General features: G+C 71.9%; 12 protein-coding genes. 8 read left to right on the top strand and 4 right to left on the bottom strand.

The window, feature by feature from the left end:
* Positions 1 to 692: 692 nt before the first annotated feature.
* From sbnA to ACYVM4_RS10100, 6 genes are all read left to right on the top strand, one after another.
* The gene (gene sbnA, locus ACYVM4_RS10075) at positions 693 to 1,766 is read left to right on the top strand and encodes a 2,3-diaminopropionate biosynthesis protein SbnA (RefSeq protein WP_460668445.1); all 1,074 of its coding nucleotides are present in this window, start codon (positions 693 to 695) and stop codon (positions 1,764 to 1,766) included.
* Positions 1,763 to 4,621: a Pls/PosA family non-ribosomal peptide synthetase gene (locus tag ACYVM4_RS10080; RefSeq protein ID WP_460668446.1), complete on the top strand. Its 2,859-nt coding sequence runs from the start codon at positions 1,763 to 1,765 to the stop codon at positions 4,619 to 4,621. Before sbnA ends, ACYVM4_RS10080 begins: the two co-directional genes overlap by 4 nt.
* Positions 4,618 to 7,134, top strand: a complete 2,517-nt coding sequence (locus tag ACYVM4_RS10085; RefSeq protein ID WP_460668447.1) for a non-ribosomal peptide synthetase — start codon at positions 4,618 to 4,620, stop codon at positions 7,132 to 7,134. Before ACYVM4_RS10080 ends, ACYVM4_RS10085 begins: the two co-directional genes overlap by 4 nt.
* 20 nt (positions 7,135 to 7,154) lie before the next feature.
* The gene (locus ACYVM4_RS10090; RefSeq protein WP_460668448.1) at positions 7,155 to 8,153 is read left to right on the top strand and encodes a TauD/TfdA family dioxygenase; all 999 of its coding nucleotides are present in this window, start codon (positions 7,155 to 7,157) and stop codon (positions 8,151 to 8,153) included.
* Positions 8,150 to 9,229, top strand: coding sequence for a 2,3-diaminopropionate biosynthesis protein SbnB (sbnB, locus tag ACYVM4_RS10095; protein WP_460668449.1), 1,080 nt, complete (start codon positions 8,150 to 8,152; stop codon positions 9,227 to 9,229). The genes ACYVM4_RS10090 and sbnB overlap by 4 nt, the downstream gene beginning before the upstream one ends.
* Before the next feature lie 189 nt (positions 9,230 to 9,418).
* Positions 9,419 to 10,831: an MFS transporter gene (locus ACYVM4_RS10100; protein WP_368820750.1), complete on the top strand. Its 1,413-nt coding sequence runs from the start codon at positions 9,419 to 9,421 to the stop codon at positions 10,829 to 10,831.
* Between the two features lie 73 nt (positions 10,832 to 10,904).
* On the opposite strand, the gene ACYVM4_RS10105 is transcribed toward ACYVM4_RS10100, so the two are convergent.
* On the bottom strand, positions 10,905 to 12,329 hold the full coding sequence (locus ACYVM4_RS10105; RefSeq protein ID WP_460668450.1) for an NAD(P)H-quinone dehydrogenase: 1,425 nt from the start codon (positions 12,327 to 12,329) through the stop codon (positions 10,905 to 10,907).
* Positions 12,330 to 12,406: 77 nt separating this feature from the next.
* Between ACYVM4_RS10105 and ACYVM4_RS10110 the strand changes: the two genes are divergently transcribed.
* Both ACYVM4_RS10110 and ACYVM4_RS10115 read left to right on the top strand, forming a co-directional pair.
* Entirely contained in the window at positions 12,407 to 13,228 is an 822-nt protein-coding gene (locus ACYVM4_RS10110) for a purine-nucleoside phosphorylase (protein WP_460668451.1), read from the top strand.
* Between the two features lie 69 nt (positions 13,229 to 13,297).
* Positions 13,298 to 15,052, top strand: coding sequence for a phospho-sugar mutase (locus tag ACYVM4_RS10115; RefSeq protein WP_460668452.1), 1,755 nt, complete (start codon positions 13,298 to 13,300; stop codon positions 15,050 to 15,052).
* Positions 15,053 to 15,116: 64 nt separating this feature from the next.
* On the opposite strand, the gene ACYVM4_RS10120 is transcribed toward ACYVM4_RS10115, so the two are convergent.
* The 3 genes from ACYVM4_RS10120 to nirD form a co-directional block, all read right to left on the bottom strand.
* A complete protein-coding gene (locus ACYVM4_RS10120; protein WP_460668453.1) occupies positions 15,117 to 16,412 on the bottom strand; it encodes a heparan-alpha-glucosaminide N-acetyltransferase domain-containing protein in 1,296 nt (431 codons plus the stop codon).
* A 191-nt stretch (positions 16,413 to 16,603) separates the two neighbouring features.
* Positions 16,604 to 17,635: an alpha/beta hydrolase family protein gene (locus ACYVM4_RS10125; RefSeq protein ID WP_460668454.1), complete on the bottom strand. Its 1,032-nt coding sequence runs from the start codon at positions 17,633 to 17,635 to the stop codon at positions 16,604 to 16,606.
* A gap of 48 nt (positions 17,636 to 17,683) precedes the next feature.
* Positions 17,684 to 18,070 carry a nitrite reductase small subunit NirD gene (gene nirD / locus ACYVM4_RS10130; protein WP_460668455.1) on the bottom strand — a complete coding sequence of 129 codons (387 nt, stop codon included), beginning with the start codon at positions 18,068 to 18,070 and terminating at the stop codon, positions 17,684 to 17,686.
* Positions 18,071 to 18,210 lie beyond the last annotated feature (140 nt).

An 18,210-nucleotide genomic window follows, 5' to 3' on the forward strand; every position in this document is an offset into this window, starting at 1 on the left:
CCTTGAAGCATGTCGGGCCCCCTTCAGGGAACAGGGTCCGGCGGGAGCGGCGAACAACTCAATCGCCCTGTGCCGTGCTTCCTCGAGATCCCGGAGCGGAGCACCTTCCCGGTCCAGCCACTCCGTCACGTCTGGAGCATCCGTCATGCGCCCTTCTCAGCACCCGGATTCCTGCGCTGACGAGGAGAGCCGGTTCCGCGATCATCCGGGCCTCCACCGGGGCCGTGTCCGAATCGTGTCCGTCATCTTTGCAAATCTTGGTCGAGACCCCCTGACCTGAGATTACTTTGGTGACGTCGAACCATACACAGAGCCCAACGGGCGTTCGGGGGAACGCGCCAGCGGCCAGCACCAGTCGCGAAGCGGATCTCGCTTCTCCACCGGATGGGACAGACCCATGAGACGAATCACCTGAGCAGTCACGACCGCCGCCTTCGCGGCTGGCACCACTGTCCTGCGGCTCCTGCCGCGAGTGGGGGACTCACATCCGTCGATCGCTCCGGGCTCGCAGCGCAGCGTTGAACCGATCCGTCGAGGCGGCGCCCCGCAGGACGGAGCCGTGATCGATCGGCATGCCGAGAAGAGGGTCCTTGCGGTGCCCGTCAGCCGAGCTACGAGCCGACCCGAATGCAGAACGCCGTCCCCGCGCTTGCCTCACGGACCGAGCGCACGGCGAGAGAACGAGGAAGACCATGACCGTCATCAAGGCTCCGCACCTGTTCAACGAGCAGAGTCTGTTCATCGACCTGGAGGGCGTGCTGAGCCGCCGCCTCTACCTGAAGATCGAGGGGTTCAACTTCGCCGGCTCGATCAAGCTCAAGCCCGCCCGGGAGATGGTCGAGCGGGCCGAGCGGGAAGGGAGGGTCGGCCCCGGCTCCGTGCTCGTGGAGTCCTCCTCCGGGAACCTCGGCGTCGCGCTCAGCATGATCGCCGCCAGCAAGGGGTACAGCTTCGTGTGCGTGATCGACCCGCGCTGCAACCCCGCGACCCGGCAGCTCATGGAGTCGCTCGGGGCGCACGTCGATCTGGTCACCGAGCCGGATCCCGTCGACGGCTTCCTCGGCGCCCGGCTCAACCACGTCCGGGAGCTGTGCAGGTCCGACGAGCGGTACGTCTGGCTCAACCAGTACACCAGTCCCGGCAACTGGGGGGCGCACTACCGCTGGACCGCCCCCGAGATCGAGGCCCAGTTCCCCGAGCTCGAGGTGCTCTTCGTGGGGGCCGGGACCACGGGCACGCTGATGGGCTGCGCGCGGTACTTCAAGAAGCACCGGCCCGACGTCCGGATCGTCGCGGTGGACGCCACCGGTTCCGTCTCGTTCGGCGGCCGGCCGGCCACCCGTCTGATCCCCGGGCTCGGCATGAGTGTGCGGCCGCCCCAGCTCGACGAGTCCCTGATCGATGACGTAGTGATGGTCGAGGAGCTGGACACGGTGCGCACCTGCCACCGCCTGGCCGGGCGCGGGTTCCTGCTCGGCGGCTCCACCGGGACCGTGGTCCACGGCGCCATGACATGGCTCGCGGACCACCACGCCGAGGACGTCACCGCGGTGGCCATCTCCCCCGACCTGGGCCGCCCGTACCTGGACACCATCTACCAGCCGGACTGGGTCCTCGACCACTTCGGGGCCGAGGCGCTCGCCGGCTCCGACTCGACGGCCGCTCGGGCCCGACCGCCTCACCAAGTGTCATGGCGTCGGCAGGCGGCCACCACACCGGAGACCGGTTCCGCGGCCACCACCTCACCGAGGAGTCTCTCGCAGTGAAGAAGCTCGCCGACGCCCCCCCGGCGTCCCCCCTCCCCCCGATCTCGGTCCCCACCAGGCGCGAGCCCCCGTCCGCACCGGCCGTCGAGGGGACCGGCGCGGACCTGCCCCTCGAGCGCCGGCTGGCGGATCTCCTCGCCTCGGTGGTGCAGCAGGACGACGTCCCCGTGGACGCGGACTTCTTCGCCGACCTGGGCGCGGACTCGCTGGTGATGGCGCGGTTCTGCGCCCGGGTGCGCAAGCAGCCGGACCTGCCGGCGGTGTCCATGAAGGACGTCTACCAGCACCCGACGATCACGGGGCTGGCCGGGGCCGTGGCGCCGCCGGAGCCGGTGCCTGCGGCCGTGCAGGACCGGCTGGCCGAGGTGCTGACCGGGGTGCTGGGCGTGGAGCAGGTGCCGGCGGACGCCGACTTCTTCGACGACCTGGGCGCGGACTCGCTCGTGATGGCACGGTTCTGCGCCCGGGTGCGCAAGCAGCCGGACCTGCCGGCGGTGTCCATGAAGGACGTCTACAGCAATCCGAGTGTCTCCGCACTCGCCGCGGCGATGGGCGGCGCCGCGCAGCAGGACAAGCCGCAGGGGCCCGATCCGGTCGTGGCCTCCGTGCCGTCGACACCGCCGCCCATGGACGCGCGGACGTGGGAGTACGTCACCTGTGGCGTCCTGCAGGTGCTCGTCTACCTCGGCTACTGCCTGCTCGCCGGCGCAGTCGCGGTCGTGGGGTACCTGTGGGTGTTCCCGGTCGCTGGGCCGGGCAACCACCACTGGGTGGGCCACGGGATGAGTGTCTGGGAGCTCTATCTGCGGTCGGTCGCCCTCGGCGCGGCGACGTTCCTGCTGCTGTGCATCCTGCCCGTGGCGGGAAAGTGGATCCTCATCGGGCGCTTCAGGCCCCGGGAGATCCGCATCTGGAGCCTGGGCTATTTCCGATTCTGGCTGGTCAAGACCCTGATGCGCACCTCGCCCCTCGCGCTTATGACCGGTTCCCCGCTGACGACCTTCTATCTCCGAGCCATGGGCGCCAGGGTGGGCCGCAACGTGACGATCCTGACCACTCACCTGCCGGTCTGCACCGATCTGCTCACGATCGGGGAGGGAACGGTGATCCGCAAGGACGTGTACGCCAACGGCTACCGCGCCCACGGCGGCGTCATCCAGATCGGTGCCGTGACGCTGGGCCGTGACGTGATCGTCGGCGAGGGCAGCGTCCTGGACGTCGGCACGGCCATGGAAGACGGTTCCCAGCTGGGCCACCGGTCCACTCTGTACACCGGTCAGACTGTGCCCGCGGGCGAGCGATGGCACGGCTCGCCGGGCCGGCGCACGGAGACGGACTTCGGCACGGTCGCCGCCGCGCCCTACCGCCCGTGGCGGCGCGCCGTGTACGCCGCCGCACAGCTCCTGGCCACGCTCGCGCTGGGACGCGTCATGCTAGGACTGGCGATGATCCTGACCGTTCTGGCGTTCCCGCGCGTGGCGGCGCTCCTGGAGTCGCATCCGGACGCGTTCACCAATTGGGTCTTCTACGCCGACGCCGTCGCCTTTGCCGGCGTGGGCGTCCTCGGCGGAACGATCGTGACACTGATCGTCATGACGACCGTGCCGCGGGTGCTCCAGCTCGCGCTGAAGCCCGACACGGTATATCCGCTGTTCGGACTGCGGCACGCGGCGGAGCGAGCGGTCGAGAGGCTGACCAACAGGCCCATGCTCGGAACGCTGTTCGGCGACAGCTCGTACGTCGTGAACTACGTGCGGGCCCTCGGGTACGACCAGCCGCACCTCCAGCAGACCGGCTCGAACCTGGGCACGCAGTTTAAACACGACAATCCGTACCTGTCGACGATCGGCACCGGCACGATGATCGCCGACGGGGTGTCGTTCATGAACACCGACTACTCGGCGACGTCGTTCACGGTCAGTCCGGTGACGATCGGCGCGCACAGCTTCCTCGGCAACTTCGTGCTCTACCCGGCCGGGGCCAGGACCGGGGACAACTGTCTGCTCGCGACCAAAGTGATGGTCCCCCTCGACGGACCGGTGCGTCATGACGTGGGTCTGCTCGGGTCACCGGCGTTCGAGATCCCCCGCTCGGTCCTGCGGGACGCCCCGCTCGCGGAGCACACGGACCCCGCCCAGCTCCAACGGGTCCTCTCGGCCAAGAACAAGCACAATCTGCGCACGATGGCCCTCTTCCTGCTGGTGCGGTGGCTCAACGCCTCCCTGGCCATGGTGGCCGCGTTCGCCGCCCTCGAGCTGTCCGACAGGTTCGGTGTCCTCGCCTTCTCCGCGTCGTTCGTCATGATGCTCCTGATCGGAGTGCTGGTCCCCATCGGCATCGAGCAGATCGTGACGCGCTCCCGGGCGCTCCAGCCTCAGCTCTGCTCCATCTACCGTCCGTACTTCTGGTGGCACGAGCGGTACTGGAAGCTGCAGATCGTGAACTGGCGCATGAACATGCTCAACGGGACGCCGTTCAAGCCGCTGATCTGGCGTCTGCTGGGCGTGCGGATCGGCAACCGGGTCTTCGACGACGGCTGCTCGATCCCCGAGCGGAGCCTGGTGACGATCGGCTCCCGCTGCACGCTGAACGTCGGCACCGGCATCCAGTGCCACTCCCAGGAGGACGGCATGTTCAAGTCCGACCAGGACGTCATCGGTGACGACGTCACGCTCGGTGTCGCCGCCCTCGTCCACTACGGCGTGACCGTCGAGGACGGCGTCGTCGTCGCCACCGACTCCTTCGTGATGAAGGGGACGACCCTCACCCGGGGATCCTTGTGGGGCGGCAACCCGGCCGACGAGGTCCGTGCCGCCACCACGTCCCCCGTCGCCCTGGAAAGGCCCCTGTCATGACCACCACCCGTGCGCTCACCTGCAGGGCCGTCGCCGACCACTCGACGGATCCGGCCCGCGACCGTCCCGTCCTCCCAGCGGCCGCACCGACGCAGATCCCCCGGTGGACGCAGGACCGCCGGCCGGGTCAGGCACAGGTCGAGGTGGAGGTGCCCGAGGACCTGCGCACCGCCGTGCGGTCCCTCGCCCGGGACTCGGAGGTGGCACCGGGCTCGATCTGGCTGGCGGCCCACGCGCGGGTGCTCCAGGCCCTGTCGGGCGAGACGGAGATCACCACCGGCTGCACGGACACGGCGGGCACCTGGCGGTGCCACCTCGACCTGGGCCACCGGTCCTGGCGAGCCCTGGTCCGCGAGCTGCACGTCCGGCAGATCCAGGCTCGCGCCGAGCAGTCCGGGCGGGGGCAGGCTCCGCATCAGGCGGCTTCTGCGGGGTACGAGGTGGTCCTCGACACCCGCCAGGACGCCGATTCCGAGCTGCCGGAGGGCGTCGTGCTCGGCGTCTCGCTCCAGCAGGTGACCGGGGGCGAGGTGCTCCGCCTGCGGTACCGACAGGAGGTCCTCGACGCCGATGCCGCCCTCAGGATCGCCGGATACCACCTGACCGCGCTCCGCCACCTGACCGCCGACCCCGAGGCGGAGCCGGTGGACGCCGACCTGGTCGCTCCGGACGAGCGGCGCCTCCAGCTCGAGCAGCTGGCCGGGCCCGTGCGGCCCCGGCCCGAGCGACGCTTCCACGAGCTCTTCGAGGAGCGCGTGCGGCAGCATCCCGAACGCATCGCGGCCGTCCAGGACACGCGACAGTGGACGTACGCGGAGCTGAATGCCCGCGCCAACCGGCTTGCCCGCGTCCTGCTCGCGCGCGGACTGCAAGCGGAGGACGTCGTGGCGGTCGTCGCCGAGCGGAACCTGGAGTGGATGGCCGCCGTCATCGGCATCCTCAAGGCCGGAGGCGCGTACCTGCCGCTCGAACCGCACTTCCCCGCCGACCGGATCGCCAGGACGCTCACCCGAGCCGGGTGCCGGACGGTGCTGACCGAGGAGGGCAGCACCACCTCGCTGGACGGAGCGCTCGCCGGGATGCCTGCCGTGACGAAGCTCCTCGTCGAGGACGTCGAGGCGGAGGGGCACGCCACCCACGACCTCGGCCTGGAGGTGGGTCCGGACCAGCTCGCCTACGTCTACTTCACCTCGGGCTCCACGGGTGAACCGAAGGGCGCGATGTGCGAGCACGACGGGATGCTGAACCACCTGTACGCCAAGATCGAGGACCTGGGAATCGGCCCCGGCGACGTCGTGGCCCAGAGCGCCCCCCAGTGCTTCGACATCTCCCTGTGGCAGCTGGTCTCGGCCCTGCTCGTCGGCGGCACCACCCTCATCGTCGGCCAGGACCGGATCCTCGACGTCGAGCGTTTCGTCGACACGGTGGAACAGGGCGGGGTCGCGGTCTTCCAGGTCGTCCCCTCGTACCTGGACGCGGTGGTGGCCTACCTCGAGAGCAGGCCCCGCCCCCTGCCCCGTCTGCGCAGCGTCTCGGCGACCGGGGAGGCCCTGAAGAAAGAGCTGGTCCGCCGCTGGTTCGAGGTGCTGCCCGACGTCAAGCTCGTCAACGCCTACGGGCTGACGGAGACCTCGGACGACACGAACCACGAGGTGATGAGCGCCGCGCCGGCGGGCGATCACGTGCCGCTGGGCCGGCCGGTCCCGAACGTCCGGATCCACATCCTCGACGAGCGGCAGCGGCTCGTGCCGCTCGGAGCACCGGGCGAGATCGCCTTCTCCGGAGTGTGCGTGGGCCGTGGGTACGTCAACGACCCGGAGCGGACGGCACAGGCGTATTCCACCGACCCCTACGTGGACGGCGCGCGACTCTACCGGGCGGGTGACTACGGACGCTGGTCACCGGACGGCAGACTGGAGTACCTGGGCCGCCGGGACAGCCAGGTCAAGATCTCCGGGTTCCGCATCGAGATCGGCGACATCGAGAACGCCCTCCTGCGGGTTCCCGGAGTCCGCGATGGGGCGGTCGTCGTGGCGGAGCGACCGGACCGGGGCAAGCACCTGGTGGCCTTCTACCACGCGCCCGAGCCGCTGGACTTCGGCACGCTGCGCGAGCGCCTGGCGCGGTCGCTGCCCGGCTACATGGTCCCGCAGGTGTTCCAGTGGCAGCTGGCCCTCCCGCTGACGGCCAACGGCAAGATCGACCGCAAACGCCTCACCGCACTGGCGGCGGACGTCGAGCTCGAGGGCCGCTCTCTCGAGCCTCCGCGCACCCCCACCGAGCAGTGGCTGGCGGCGGCGTGGTCGCGCGTGCTCGCCGTGCCGGAGGGCGGGATCGACCGTCGTGACCACTTCTTCGAGCGCGGCGGCACGTCGCTGACCGCTGTCCGGCTCGCCATCGCCCTGGACCGGAAGGTCTCGCTCAAGGACCTCCTCAGCCACCCGGTCCTCACCGACCTCGCCACGGAGCTGGACTCCAGGTCCGCCGCGGCCGGCTCACCCACCGAACCGTGATCCCACCGGAAGGAACCACCATGTCCGCCACATCCGCACCTCCGGAGCTCGACGTCGAAGCGCGCCCGGGTGCGCCGGCCACTGCCCTGGTCTCTCCCCCGGGCGACCCGGTGTCCTGGGCCCAGCAGCACCGTGACGCGCTGCGGGCAACCGTCGCCCGGCACGGGGCCGTACTCGTGCGCGGCCTCGGGCTGTCCCACCCCGAGCAGGTCGCGGCCGTCTTCCGGGCCGTCGGCTCCGAGCTGATGACCGAGCGGGAGGCCTTCGCCGCCCGCAGGTCCTATGAGCCGGGCGTGTACTCCTCGGCCACCTGGCCGGCGAACCAGCCCATGTGCATGCATCACGAGCTGAGCTACACCCTGCACGCCCCCGGGCTGCTGCTCCTCGCCTGCCTCACCGCCCCGGCCGCCGGCGGCGTGAGCGGTGTGGCGGACTCCCAGGCGGTGCTGGGCGCCCTTCCCGCGGACCTGGTCGCACGGTTCGAGCGCGACGGCTGGATGCTGATCCGCAGCTACAACGACGAGATCGGCGCCTCCGTCGCGGACGCCTTCGGCACGGACGACCGCGGAGCGGTCGAACGCTACTGCGCGGAGAACCGGATCGAGTTCGAGTGGCAGCCCGACGGCGGCCTGCGCACGCGTCAGCGCCGTGCCGCGATCGTCCGTCACCCCGTCACCGGGGAGCGCTGCTGGTTCAACCAGGTCGCCTTCCTCAGCGAGTGGACCATCGACCCGGAGGTCCGCGAGTACCTCATCGACATGTACGAGCACGACGGCCTCCCCTTCACGACGGCGTTCGGCAATGGCGACCCGATCGGCGAGGACGTCGTGGTCATGCTGAACGAGATCTACGAGGCCCACACGCTGCGCGAGCCCTGGCGTGCGGGCGACCTGATGCTCGTGGACAACGTCCGGACGGCGCACAGCCGCGAGCCGTACGAGGGCGAGCGGGAGATCCTCGTCGCCATGAGCGACCCGGTCTCGATCCAGGACGCGACCTCGAAGGAGGAGGGACGATGACACTGACGGACAGGCCCGACACGGATCGGAGGCCGGACACCCCGGGACGGGGACCGACCATCCCGTCCTTCGCGGTCATCTCCGGCGCGGAGGTCGACCAGGCGCTGCAGGGACACCGGGCGGAAATCGTCGCGCTGGTGGAAGAGACCTACCGCCTTCACGGCAACGGACAGACGGTGAACCCGCCGTCGTACTTCCTGCGGTTCCCGGACCGCCCCACAGGGCGGATCATCGCACTGCCGGCCTCCCTGGGCGGACCCGACGCCGTGGACGGCCTGAAGTGGATCTCCAGTTTCCCCACCAACGTGGAGTTCGGCATCCCGAGGGCCTCGGCCGTGCTGATCCTCAACGATCCCGACACGGGCTACCCCTTCGCCTGTCTGGAGAGCTCCATCATCAGTGCCTCCCGGACCGCAGCCTCCGCGGCCCTGGCTGCGGACTGGCTCAGCCGGAAGCGCGGCCGTCCCACGCGGGTAGGCTTCTTCGGCGTCGGGCTCATCGCCCGCTTCGTCCACGCGTTCCTGGCGGACACGGGGTGGGACTTCGAGGAGGTGGGGGTCTTCGACCTGCTGCCGGGCAGCTGCGAGGGCTTCCGCGGCTACCTCGAGCGTTCCGCGCCCGAGAGCACGGTCACCGTCCACGAGGACGCCGAGTCACTGGTCCGCTCGAGCGACCTGGTCGTGTTCGCGACCACCGCGGCAGAGCCGCACGTCACCGAGCCGTCCTGGTTCGAGCACCACCCGATCGTGCTCCACATTTCGCTGCGCGATCTCGGCCCCGAGGTGATCCTCGCCGCCACGAACATCGTCGACGACGTGGACCACTGCCTGAAGGCCCAGACGTCCGTGCACCTGACCGAGCAGCTCACGGGTTCGCGGGACTTCCTCGCCGGCACGCTGTACGACGTCATGACCGGTGCCGTGGAGGTGCCGACAGACCGGCCGGTGGTCTTCTCGCCGTTCGGCCTGGGAGTGCTCGACCTCGCGGTGGGCAAGCACGTCTACGACACGGTCGCCGACACCGTCGGCCTGCACACGATCGACTCCTTCTTCCACGAAGTCCGTCGCTACGGGTGACGTCCGCCCCCTGGACGTCCACCGGCCGGGTCCGGCCCAGCCGGTGGACGCCCGGGCGCGGCGTCGACGTCGAGCGCGCCCCTGGCCGCGCCGCCGTTCCAGGATGTGAGACGGGACACCCGGGATGCGGACACCCGGGCGTACTATCGGGAACTTGTCCCCGCCCACTGCTACGACCGAGGTTTCCCCATGTCCTCTTCGGTGACCGGGCAGGACGCCACCGGCGCGTCCGCCCCCTCGCTCCCCCTGTCCGACCGCGTGCCCCGCAGCCGGGTGATCCTGGCCTCCCTCGTGGGCACGACGATCGAGTTCTACGACTTCTACGTCTACGCCACCGCGGCCGTGGCCGTGTTCCCCGCCCTGTTCTTCACGGGCGAGGACGAGACGGCCAAGCTGCTCGCCTCCATGGCGACCTTCGCCGCGGCCTTCGTGGCCCGCCCGATCGGCTCCGTGATCTTCGGGCACTTCGGCGACCGGATCGGGCGCAAGGCCACCCTGATCGGCGCACTGCTCACCATGGGCATCGCCACGTTCCTGATCGGCCTGCTGCCCACCTACTATTCGATCGGCATCTGGGCCCCGCTCATCCTGACGATCCTGCGCTTCTGCCAGGGCCTGGGCCTGGGCGGCGAGTGGTCCGGCGCGGCCCTGCTGGCCACCGAGTACGCCGAGGAGGGCAAGCGGGCGCGCGCCGCCATGTGGCCGCAGCTCGGCGCCCCGTTCGGCTTCATCCTGGCCAACGGCTTCTTCCTGCTGCTGACCATCGTGATGGGCTTCGTCTCGGTCGCCGAGCAGGGCGCCGACCACCCGTTCCTCGCGTGGGGCTGGCGCGTCCCGTTCCTCGCCTCCGTGATCATGGTGGTCGTCGGTCTGTACGTGCGGTTCAAGCTCGAGGAGACCCCGGTCTTCCAGAAGGCCCTGGACCAGGGCGAGAAGGTCCAGACCCCGCTCGTCGAGGCGTTCCGCGGCTCGTGGCTGCAGATGATCCAGGGCACGTTCATCATGCTGGCCACCTACATGCTCTTCTACCTGATGACCGCGTGGATCCTCTCCTACGGCATCGGCAGCCCCGCCAACGGCGGCCTCGGCATCCCCTACCGCGACTTCCTGGTGCTGCAGCTGCTCGCCGTGCTCCTGTTCGCCGCGATGGTCCCCGTCTCCGGATGGGTCGCCGACCGCTTCGGCCGGCGCAGCTCGCAGCTGGTGATCACCTCGGTGATCCTGCTCTTCGGGCTGAGCTTCGGGCTGCTCATGGACCCGGCCGCGGTCGGGACCGGGGAGGACGTCAGCACGGCCCGCGTGCTGTTCTTCCTCACGGTGGGCATGACCCTCATGGGCCTGACCTTCGGCTCGATGTCGGCGATCCTGCCCGAGCTGTTCCCCACGAACGTGCGCTACACCGGCTCCGGCGTCGCGTACAACACGGCCTCGATCCTCGGGGCCGCCATCACCCCGTACGTCGCCGTCACCCTCAACGCGAACTACGGCGTGGGCTCCGTGGGGCTCTACCTGGCGTTCGGCGCCGTGCTGACGCTCGTGGCGCTCTGGTTCTCCCCGGAGACCAAGGACGTCGACATGGAGAACGTCGTCACCCGCCGCTGACCCGTCTCCTCGGCCCCGCACGCGCAACGGCCGCATCCCCTCCGGGATGCGGCCGTCCGCGTGCTCGGAGGACTCAGACGTGCACGTGCAGGCGCCGGGCCGCCTCCGAGATCGAGCCCGTGAGGGACGGGTAGATCGTGAAGGTGTCGGCGAGGTCGTCGACGTGCAGCTTGTGCGTGACGGCCAGGGCGATGGGGAAGATCAGCTCGGACGCGCGGGGTCCCACCACCACGCCGCCGATCACCGTGCCGGAGCCCTTGCGGGAGAAGATCTTCACGAAGCCGTCCTCGAGCGCCATCATCTTGGCGCGCGGGTTGGTGGACAGCTTCAGCATGATGGTGTCCGCCTGGTAGGTGCCGTCCTCGATGGCCTTCTCGCTCACGCCCACGGAGGCGATCTCCGGCGAGGTGAAGATGTTGGAGGCGACAAGGTGGGTGCGCAGCGGCTTGACAGCGTCGCCCATGAGGTGCGCCACGGCGATCCGGCCCTGCATGGCCGCCACCGAGGCGAGCGGGAGCACGCCCGTGCAGTCGCCCACGGCGTAGATCCCCGGCACGGTGGTGCGGGAGACGCCGTCGACCTTGATGTGCCCGGACTCGGCGCGGGCCACCCCGACCTCCTCGAGGCCGAGGTCGTCGGTGGCCGGGATCGCACCGACGGCGACGAGGCAGTGCGAGCCGGCGATCTTGCGCCCGTCGGAGAGCGTGGCGACCACCCCGTTGTCGGTGCGCTCGACGGAGTCGGCGCGGGAGCGGCTGAGCACGTTCATGCCGCGGCGCTCGAAGACGTTCTCGAGGACGGCCGCCGCGTCCTGGTCCTCGCCGGGCAGCACCTGGTCCCGGGAGGAGATGAGGGTGACCTCGGCCCCGAGGCCCCGGTAGGCCGAGGCGAACTCGGCACCGGTGACGCCGGAGCCGACCACGATCATGTGCTCGGGGACCTCGGTGAGGTGGTAGACCTGCTTCCAGTTGAAGATCCGCTCCCCGTCCGGCTTCGCGGAGGGCAGCTCCCGCGGATAGGCCCCGACGGCGAGCAGCACGGCCTGCGCGTCGAGGGTGTACTCCAGCCCGTCGTCGGTGGTGACCTGCACGCTGGTGGGGCTGAGCAGCCGGCCGGTGCCCGCGATCACGCGCACCCCCACCCGCTCGAGCCCGCGCTTGATGTCGCGGGACTGGGTGGCCGCGAGGCGCAGGAGGCGGGTGTTGACCTTCTCCAGGTCCACGGCGAGGTCGTTGATCTCGTCGCCGTCCTTGCTGCCGCCGCGCACGTGCACCCCCAGGTCCGCGGCCTCGGCGAAGCGGGTCATGGCGTCGGCGGAGGCGATGAGCGTCTTGGAGGGCACCACGTCCGTCAGGACCGCGGAGCCGCCCAGGCCCTGCCGCTCGACGATGGTCACGTCGGCGCCGAGGCTGGCGGCGACCAGGGCGGCCTCGTAGCCGCCCGGTCCGCCCCCGATGATGACGAGCTTCTGGATGGAGAATTCGCTGTGTGCAGTCACCCGGCCATTCTTGCAGAGGTGTCCGACGACGGGGTCCGCCACCGCCCCGACCGCTGACCATGCGGTAGCTTGGGCGGGTGGACACAGAGCACAGCGCCGACCGGGCCGACCCCTTCGAGCTCGCCCAGGAGGCCGCGGACGCCCTCCGCCGGGCCACCGGGGTCGACACGCACGAGATCGCCCTGACCCTCGGCTCCGGGTGGGGTCAGGCCGCCGAGCTGATCGGCGAGACCGTCGCCGAGATCCCGGCCGCGGAGATCCCCGGGTTCAGCCCGCCCGCCCTCGAGGGCCACGTGGGCACACTGCGCTCCGTGCGCACCGCCGCGGGCCGGCACGCGCTGGTGATCGGCGCCCGCACCCACTACTACGAGGGCCGCGGCGTGCGCCCCGTGGTCCACGGCGTGCGCACCGCGGCCGCCGCCGGGGCGCGCACCATGATCCTGACCAACGGCTGCGGCGGGCTGAACCCGTCCTGGGGTCCCGGCACCCCGGTGCTGATCAGCGACCACCTCAACCTCACGGGCCGGTCCCCGCTCGAGGGCGCCACGTTCGTGGACCTCACCGACCTGTACTCCCCGCGGCTGCGGGAGCTGGCCCGCGGGGTGGATCCCACCCTCGACGAGGGGGTCTACGCGCAGTTCCCCGGTCCGCACTACGAGACGCCGGCGGAGGTGCGGATGGCCGGGGTGCTGGGCGCCGACCTCGTCGGGATGTCCACCGCCCTGGAGGCCATCGCCGCCCGGCACGCGGGGATGGAGGTCTTCGGGATCTCGCTGGTGACGAACCAGGCGGCCGGGATCTCCTCGACCCCGCTCTCCCACGAGGAGGTCCTCGAGGCCGGACGGGCCGCGGGCGCCAGGATCTCCGGACTGCTCGCCCGCATCGTCGCCCAGCTCTGACCGGCCCCGGGCCGGGACGGACCCCGGCCCGGCACCCCGGCGCACCGGACACCCCCAGGAGGCCGCGCCATGACCACCGACTCCCGCCCCGAGCCGCAGCTGCTCGACGCCGCGCGCGCGTGGGGGGCCGCCGACCCGGACCCCGTCACCCGCGCCGAGCTGGAAGCCCTCGTCGAGGCGGCCGCCGCCGGTGACGCCGCCGCGGGGGCGGAGCTGGCCGACCGCTTCTCGGGCACCCTCCAGTTCGGCACCGCCGGGCTGCGGGCGGCCCTGGGCGCCGGGCCGATGCGGATGAACCGGGTGGTGGTGCTGCGCGCCGCCGCCGGGCTGGCCGCCCACGTCCTGGCCGTGCAGACCTCGACGGAGGACACGGCGGGCTCCGCCCGGCGCCCCCGCGCGGTGGTCGGCTACGACGCCCGGCACGGCTCCGCCGTCTTCGCCCTGGACACCGCCGCGGTGTTCACGGCCGCCGGCATCGAGACGCTGCTGATGCCCGCCCCGCTGCCCACCCCCGTCCTCGCCTGGGCCGTCCGGGCCCACAAGGCCGAGGTGGGCGTCATGGTCACGGCCAGCCACAACCCGCCGGCGGACAACGGCTACAAGGTCTACCTCGGCGGCCGGGCCGTGGAGCCGGAGGCCCGCGGCTGCCAGATCGTGGCCCCGCACGACCGGATGATCGCCGAGCGGATCGCGGCCGTCGGCCCCGTCGAGGACATCCCCCGGGCGCAGGACGGGTGGACCGTCCTGCCCGCCGACGTCGAGCAGGACTACCTCGACGCCGTCGTCCCTGCGGCCGCGGGCGCTGAGCAGAGCCTCCGGATCGTCCTCACCCCGTTGCACGGGGTGGGCGGGCGCACGACGACGGAGGCCCTGCGGCGGGCCGGTCTCGCCGACGTGCACGTGGTCCCGGAGCAGGCGGAGCCGGACCCGGACTTCCCCACCGTCGCGTTCCCCAACCCCGAGGAGCCCGGGGCCCTGGACCTGGCCCTGGCCACGGCCCGCGCCGTGGGCGCCGACCTCGTCCTGGCCAACGACCCCGACGCCGACCGGGTGGCCGTGGCCGTCCCGGTGCCCGGCGCCGGCGGCGTCGCGGGCACGGCGCAGGACTGGCGGATGCTGCGGGGCGACGAGGTCGGCGCGCTGCTCGGCCACGCCGCGGCGGCCCGGTGCGCGGGCCGCGCCGGCGCGGTGTTCGCGAACTCCATCGTCTCCTCGCGCCTGCTGGGGCGGATCGCCGCCGCGGCGGGGATCGCGCACCAGGAGACGCTGACCGGTTTCAAGTGGATCGCCCGCGTCCCCGGACTCGCGTTCGGCTACGAGGAGGCGCTGGGCTACTGCGTGGCGCCGGAGGTCGTCAAGGACAAGGACGGGATCAGCGCGGCCGTGGCGGTGGCGTTGCTCGCCGACGAGCTGCGCGCGCAGGGACGGACCCTGCTGGACGTGCTGGACGACCTCGCCGTGACCCACGGGCTGTACGCGACCGACCAGCTGAGCATCCGGGTGGCGGACCTGGGCCGCATCCCGGTCATGGCGGCCGCCCTGCGGGACGCTCCTCCGGCGGCGCTGGGCGGCTCCGAGGTCGTCGAGGTCGCGGACCTCGCCGCCCCGGGGACCGGGCTGCCGCCCACCGAGGGCCTGCGCCTGGTCACCGCGGACGGCACCCGGGTGATCGTGCGCCCGTCCGGGACGGAGCCGAAGCTCAAGTGCTACCTCGAGGTGGTCGCCCCGGTGGCCGGCCGTGCCGCGCTGCCCGCCGCCCGCGCCGAGGCGCAGGAGCGGCTCGGGCGGATCCGCGCCGAGCTCGAGGCGGCGCTGGGGCTCTGACGGCGCAGCCGACTGAGGCAGCGCCGCGGGCCTGACCGTGCGGCGCCTCCGACGTCGTCGGCTGCTACGGCCGGTCCCGTCCGCGCGGCCCGGACCAGGGAGCCGGAGACCGCGCCTCGTCCCCGCCGCGCGCCATGACCCGCCGCGTGATGGCCCGGGTGGAGCGGGTGACCACCTTCTCCAGCGGGCCCTGGCCCAGGGCACGCTTCCACAGCAGGGCGAACAGCGTGAACCCCACGATCTGCCCCCAGGTCCAGACGGAGGGCGCGAGATCGTAGTACTCCGGCCAGAGGATCAGCAGGTGGGCCGTGTAGAGCGTGAACGTCATCGCGCCCGCCGCTGCGATGAGCGCGAGGACCCGGCCGGCCACGCGCTCCAGCAGCAGACAGATGCCGAGGACGGACAGCGCCAGGCCCACGTTGAGTGCCAGGAAGACCGGAGTGTTCGAGTGCGGCGTCGGGATCAGCAACCACCACAGGGTGTCGGTCGGCAGCGCGGGGTCCCCGCCGAACACCATCACCTCGTCGATCTCCGACTCGTCCATCCACGGCGTGCCCCGGACGATCGCCTCGTAGCCGCCGAGCACTCGCAGCGCGATGACGGAGGCCGACCACACGAGCAGCGCGACGGCGGCCCCGACCGCCGCGAGCAGCGTCTGCACCTTCCGGCTCGTGAGGTCGGTGCGGCCCACGGCCAGGCCGGCCAGCAGGAACGCCATCCAGGGCAGAGCGGGGTAGACGCCGGTCAGCAACAGCTGCGACAGGACGGTGCCCGGGTCGACGACCAGGTCGACGAGGCTGGGGTTCTCGTACTCGAGACCAGGCAGCACGTCGACGGACCACTGCATGAGGAAGGGTGCGACGAGCGCGAACAGCGCGGCGCACAGCATGAGGGACCGCGTCCGCAGACGCAGGAAGGGCACGGCCAGCAGGAAGAGCATCCCGTAGTAGATGAGGATGTTGCTCACCGGCAGCTCGAGGAAGCCCAGGAGGAAGCCGACCAGCGCGATCAGCCCCGCCCGCCCTGCCAGCGCCCACCGGGAAGCCGTCATCCGCCGGCCCGTCCGGGGAGTGCGCCCGCCCGAGCTGAAGGCCAGGCTCACGCCGGCGAGCGTGGCGAACAGCGCGGCCGAGTGGCCCGCGAACAGGGTCCAGGACAGGTCCGCCTCGCCGGTCTGCTCGTCCCACGAGGGAAGCGTGTGCACGGCGACCATGCCGAACAGGGCCAGGCCGCGGGCGGCGTCCACACCGAGGAGGCGCCGGGTCGGCCGGGTGACTTCGGCGACGTCCTGTCCCGGCCCTCCGGTCACGGCCCCGGTGGCGGTGGCCGTCCCGGACGGCGGTGTGCGTTCTTCGGACATGTGGTTCCCCCAGGAATCGGTCGTTCCGTGCACCCGCGCCGAGGTCGGCCCCGTCCGCGCCCCCCGGCACGGCGCCCGGTGCCCGCCCGGGCGTCGTGGTCGACCGCCGCGCGGAGCACTGGTGCACGCTCCAGCTTACTAGAGCAAACGCCCAGCGGGCCTCCGACCCCGGAATCGTGCCGGGCATCGACCTAGGAGTTGTCCTGGGAGTCCTCCTCGGCGGCGTCCAGCGCGCGGTCGAGGATGCGGGCGTACGGCAGCCCGAAGTGGTCCACGCCGTCCCGGTACCGGATCCGGGCGCGCTCGAAGCCCTGTTCCTCGTACCATCGGTGCCCGTCCCACGCCGCGGACAGGGCGTTGAACCGTGCCTGCGGGTCGTCCCCGTCGTCCTCCGTGCCCACGTCCCAGCGCAGTCGCAGGTCCTGGAGCTGCTCGCGGGTGGGCTCCGCGGAGGGCGAGTCCGGGGCCTGGCCGCCGCCCATCATGATCGCGCCACCGCCCCGCACGAGGTCGATGTGGTCCGCCAGCAGCTTCTGGCTGATGAACTGGGCCCCGCCCGAGTACCCGGTCAGCCAGGTGCGGGAGCGGTCGATGTCGTACTCGGGCTCGAGGCGCTCCTCGACGAGCGCCAGGAACCACCGCGCGTTGAGGTCCCGCTCCTCCCACCAGGTGATCTCCCCCGCACGGTCGGGGGTCCGCGGGACCACCAGCAGCATGTTGTGCTCCCGCGCGACCTCCGCCAGGCAGGAGGCGGTGTACTGGGGGCTCTCGTACTCGAAGGCGCCGTCCCCGTGGAAGTGGTACACGACGCCCACCGGCCGGTCCCAGTCCAGGCCCTCGGCGAAGACGTGGTAGGAGCTGGTGATCCCGTCGTGCTCGTGGTCGAGCTGGAAGCGGTCCTGCCGCTCCGCCCCGGGGCCGAACACGCGGGCGTCCAGCACGGCCCCGTCCGTGGGCCCGCCGGGCCCACGGGCCGTCACGCGGACGCCGTCGAGACCGTAGCGGGCGCAGGAGACGGTCTCGGGGGCCTCGGCCTCCGGGCTCTCCTCGTCCCGGCCGAGCAGGAGGGCCACGGTCGCGACGAGCAGGAGCACCAGCGCCAGGGCACCGGCCCCGAGCAGGCGCAGCCGTCGCCGGGCACGCCCGGACGTCCCGCCGCGGTGGCGGTGCGGCAGCCAGGACCACGGCCACCGGGGACCGCGCCGAGGGTGTTGTCGTGTCACCCGGTCATCTTACGGACGGGCTCCTGGGAGAACGCCGACGACGTGCCGTCAGCGGGGAAGGCCGACGAGCACCCGGCCGTCGCGCACCTCGGCAGGGTGCACCGGCAGGGCGGGGCCGTCCCCGGTGAGGCACCGGCCGGTCGCGAGGTCGTACACCTCCTTGTGCAGCGGCGAGGCGACCGTGACGGCCAGGCCGCGGGAGCCGAGGATGCCGCGCGCCATCACACAGGCCCCGGTGCGGGGGTCGCGGTGGTCGGCCGCGAGAACCGTCATGGCGTCCACCCGGTACAGGGCCACCTGGCGGCCCGCCACCCGGGCGGCCTCGCCCCACAGGGGCTCGAGGTCTGCCAGGGCGCACACGTCGTGCCACGTCGTGCCGGCCGCCGGAGCGGGGGCGTCCGCCGCGATCGTGGTCGTGGTGAGGGTCGTCGTCATGGGGGCCTCCTGCGGCTCGGGGGAACGTCGTGCTCGACGTTAGGCGCGGCCGATGTCGCGCGTGCTCCGGGTCGGTTTCGCGCCGGTCAAAGCCCGCTCACACGGGGCCGGGGCACCGGTGAGGGAAGCGAAAAGCGACC

The sequence above is a fragment of the Kocuria himachalensis genome (assembly GCF_054784195.1).

Bases quoted from the DNA above. Each gene is read 5' to 3' on its own strand.
- ACYVM4_RS10085 (WP_460668447.1), top strand. From the start codon at position 4,618: ATGACCACCACCCGTGCGCTCACCTGCAGGGCCGTCGCCGACCACTCG.
- sbnB (WP_460668449.1), top strand. From the start codon at position 8,150: ATGACACTGACGGACAGGCCCGACACGGATCGGAGGCCGGACACCCCG.
- ACYVM4_RS10115 (WP_460668452.1), top strand. From the start codon at position 13,298: ATGACCACCGACTCCCGCCCCGAGCCGCAGCTGCTCGACGCCGCGCGC.
- ACYVM4_RS10090 (WP_460668448.1), top strand. From the start codon at position 7,155: ATGTCCGCCACATCCGCACCTCCGGAGCTCGACGTCGAAGCGCGCCCG.
- sbnA (WP_460668445.1), top strand. From the start codon at position 693: ATGACCGTCATCAAGGCTCCGCACCTGTTCAACGAGCAGAGTCTGTTC.
- ACYVM4_RS10120 (WP_460668453.1), bottom strand. From the start codon at position 16,412: ATGTCCGAAGAACGCACACCGCCGTCCGGGACGGCCACCGCCACCGGG.
- ACYVM4_RS10100 (WP_368820750.1), top strand. From the start codon at position 9,419: ATGTCCTCTTCGGTGACCGGGCAGGACGCCACCGGCGCGTCCGCCCCC.
- nirD (WP_460668455.1), bottom strand. From the start codon at position 18,070: ATGACGACGACCCTCACCACGACCACGATCGCGGCGGACGCCCCCGCT.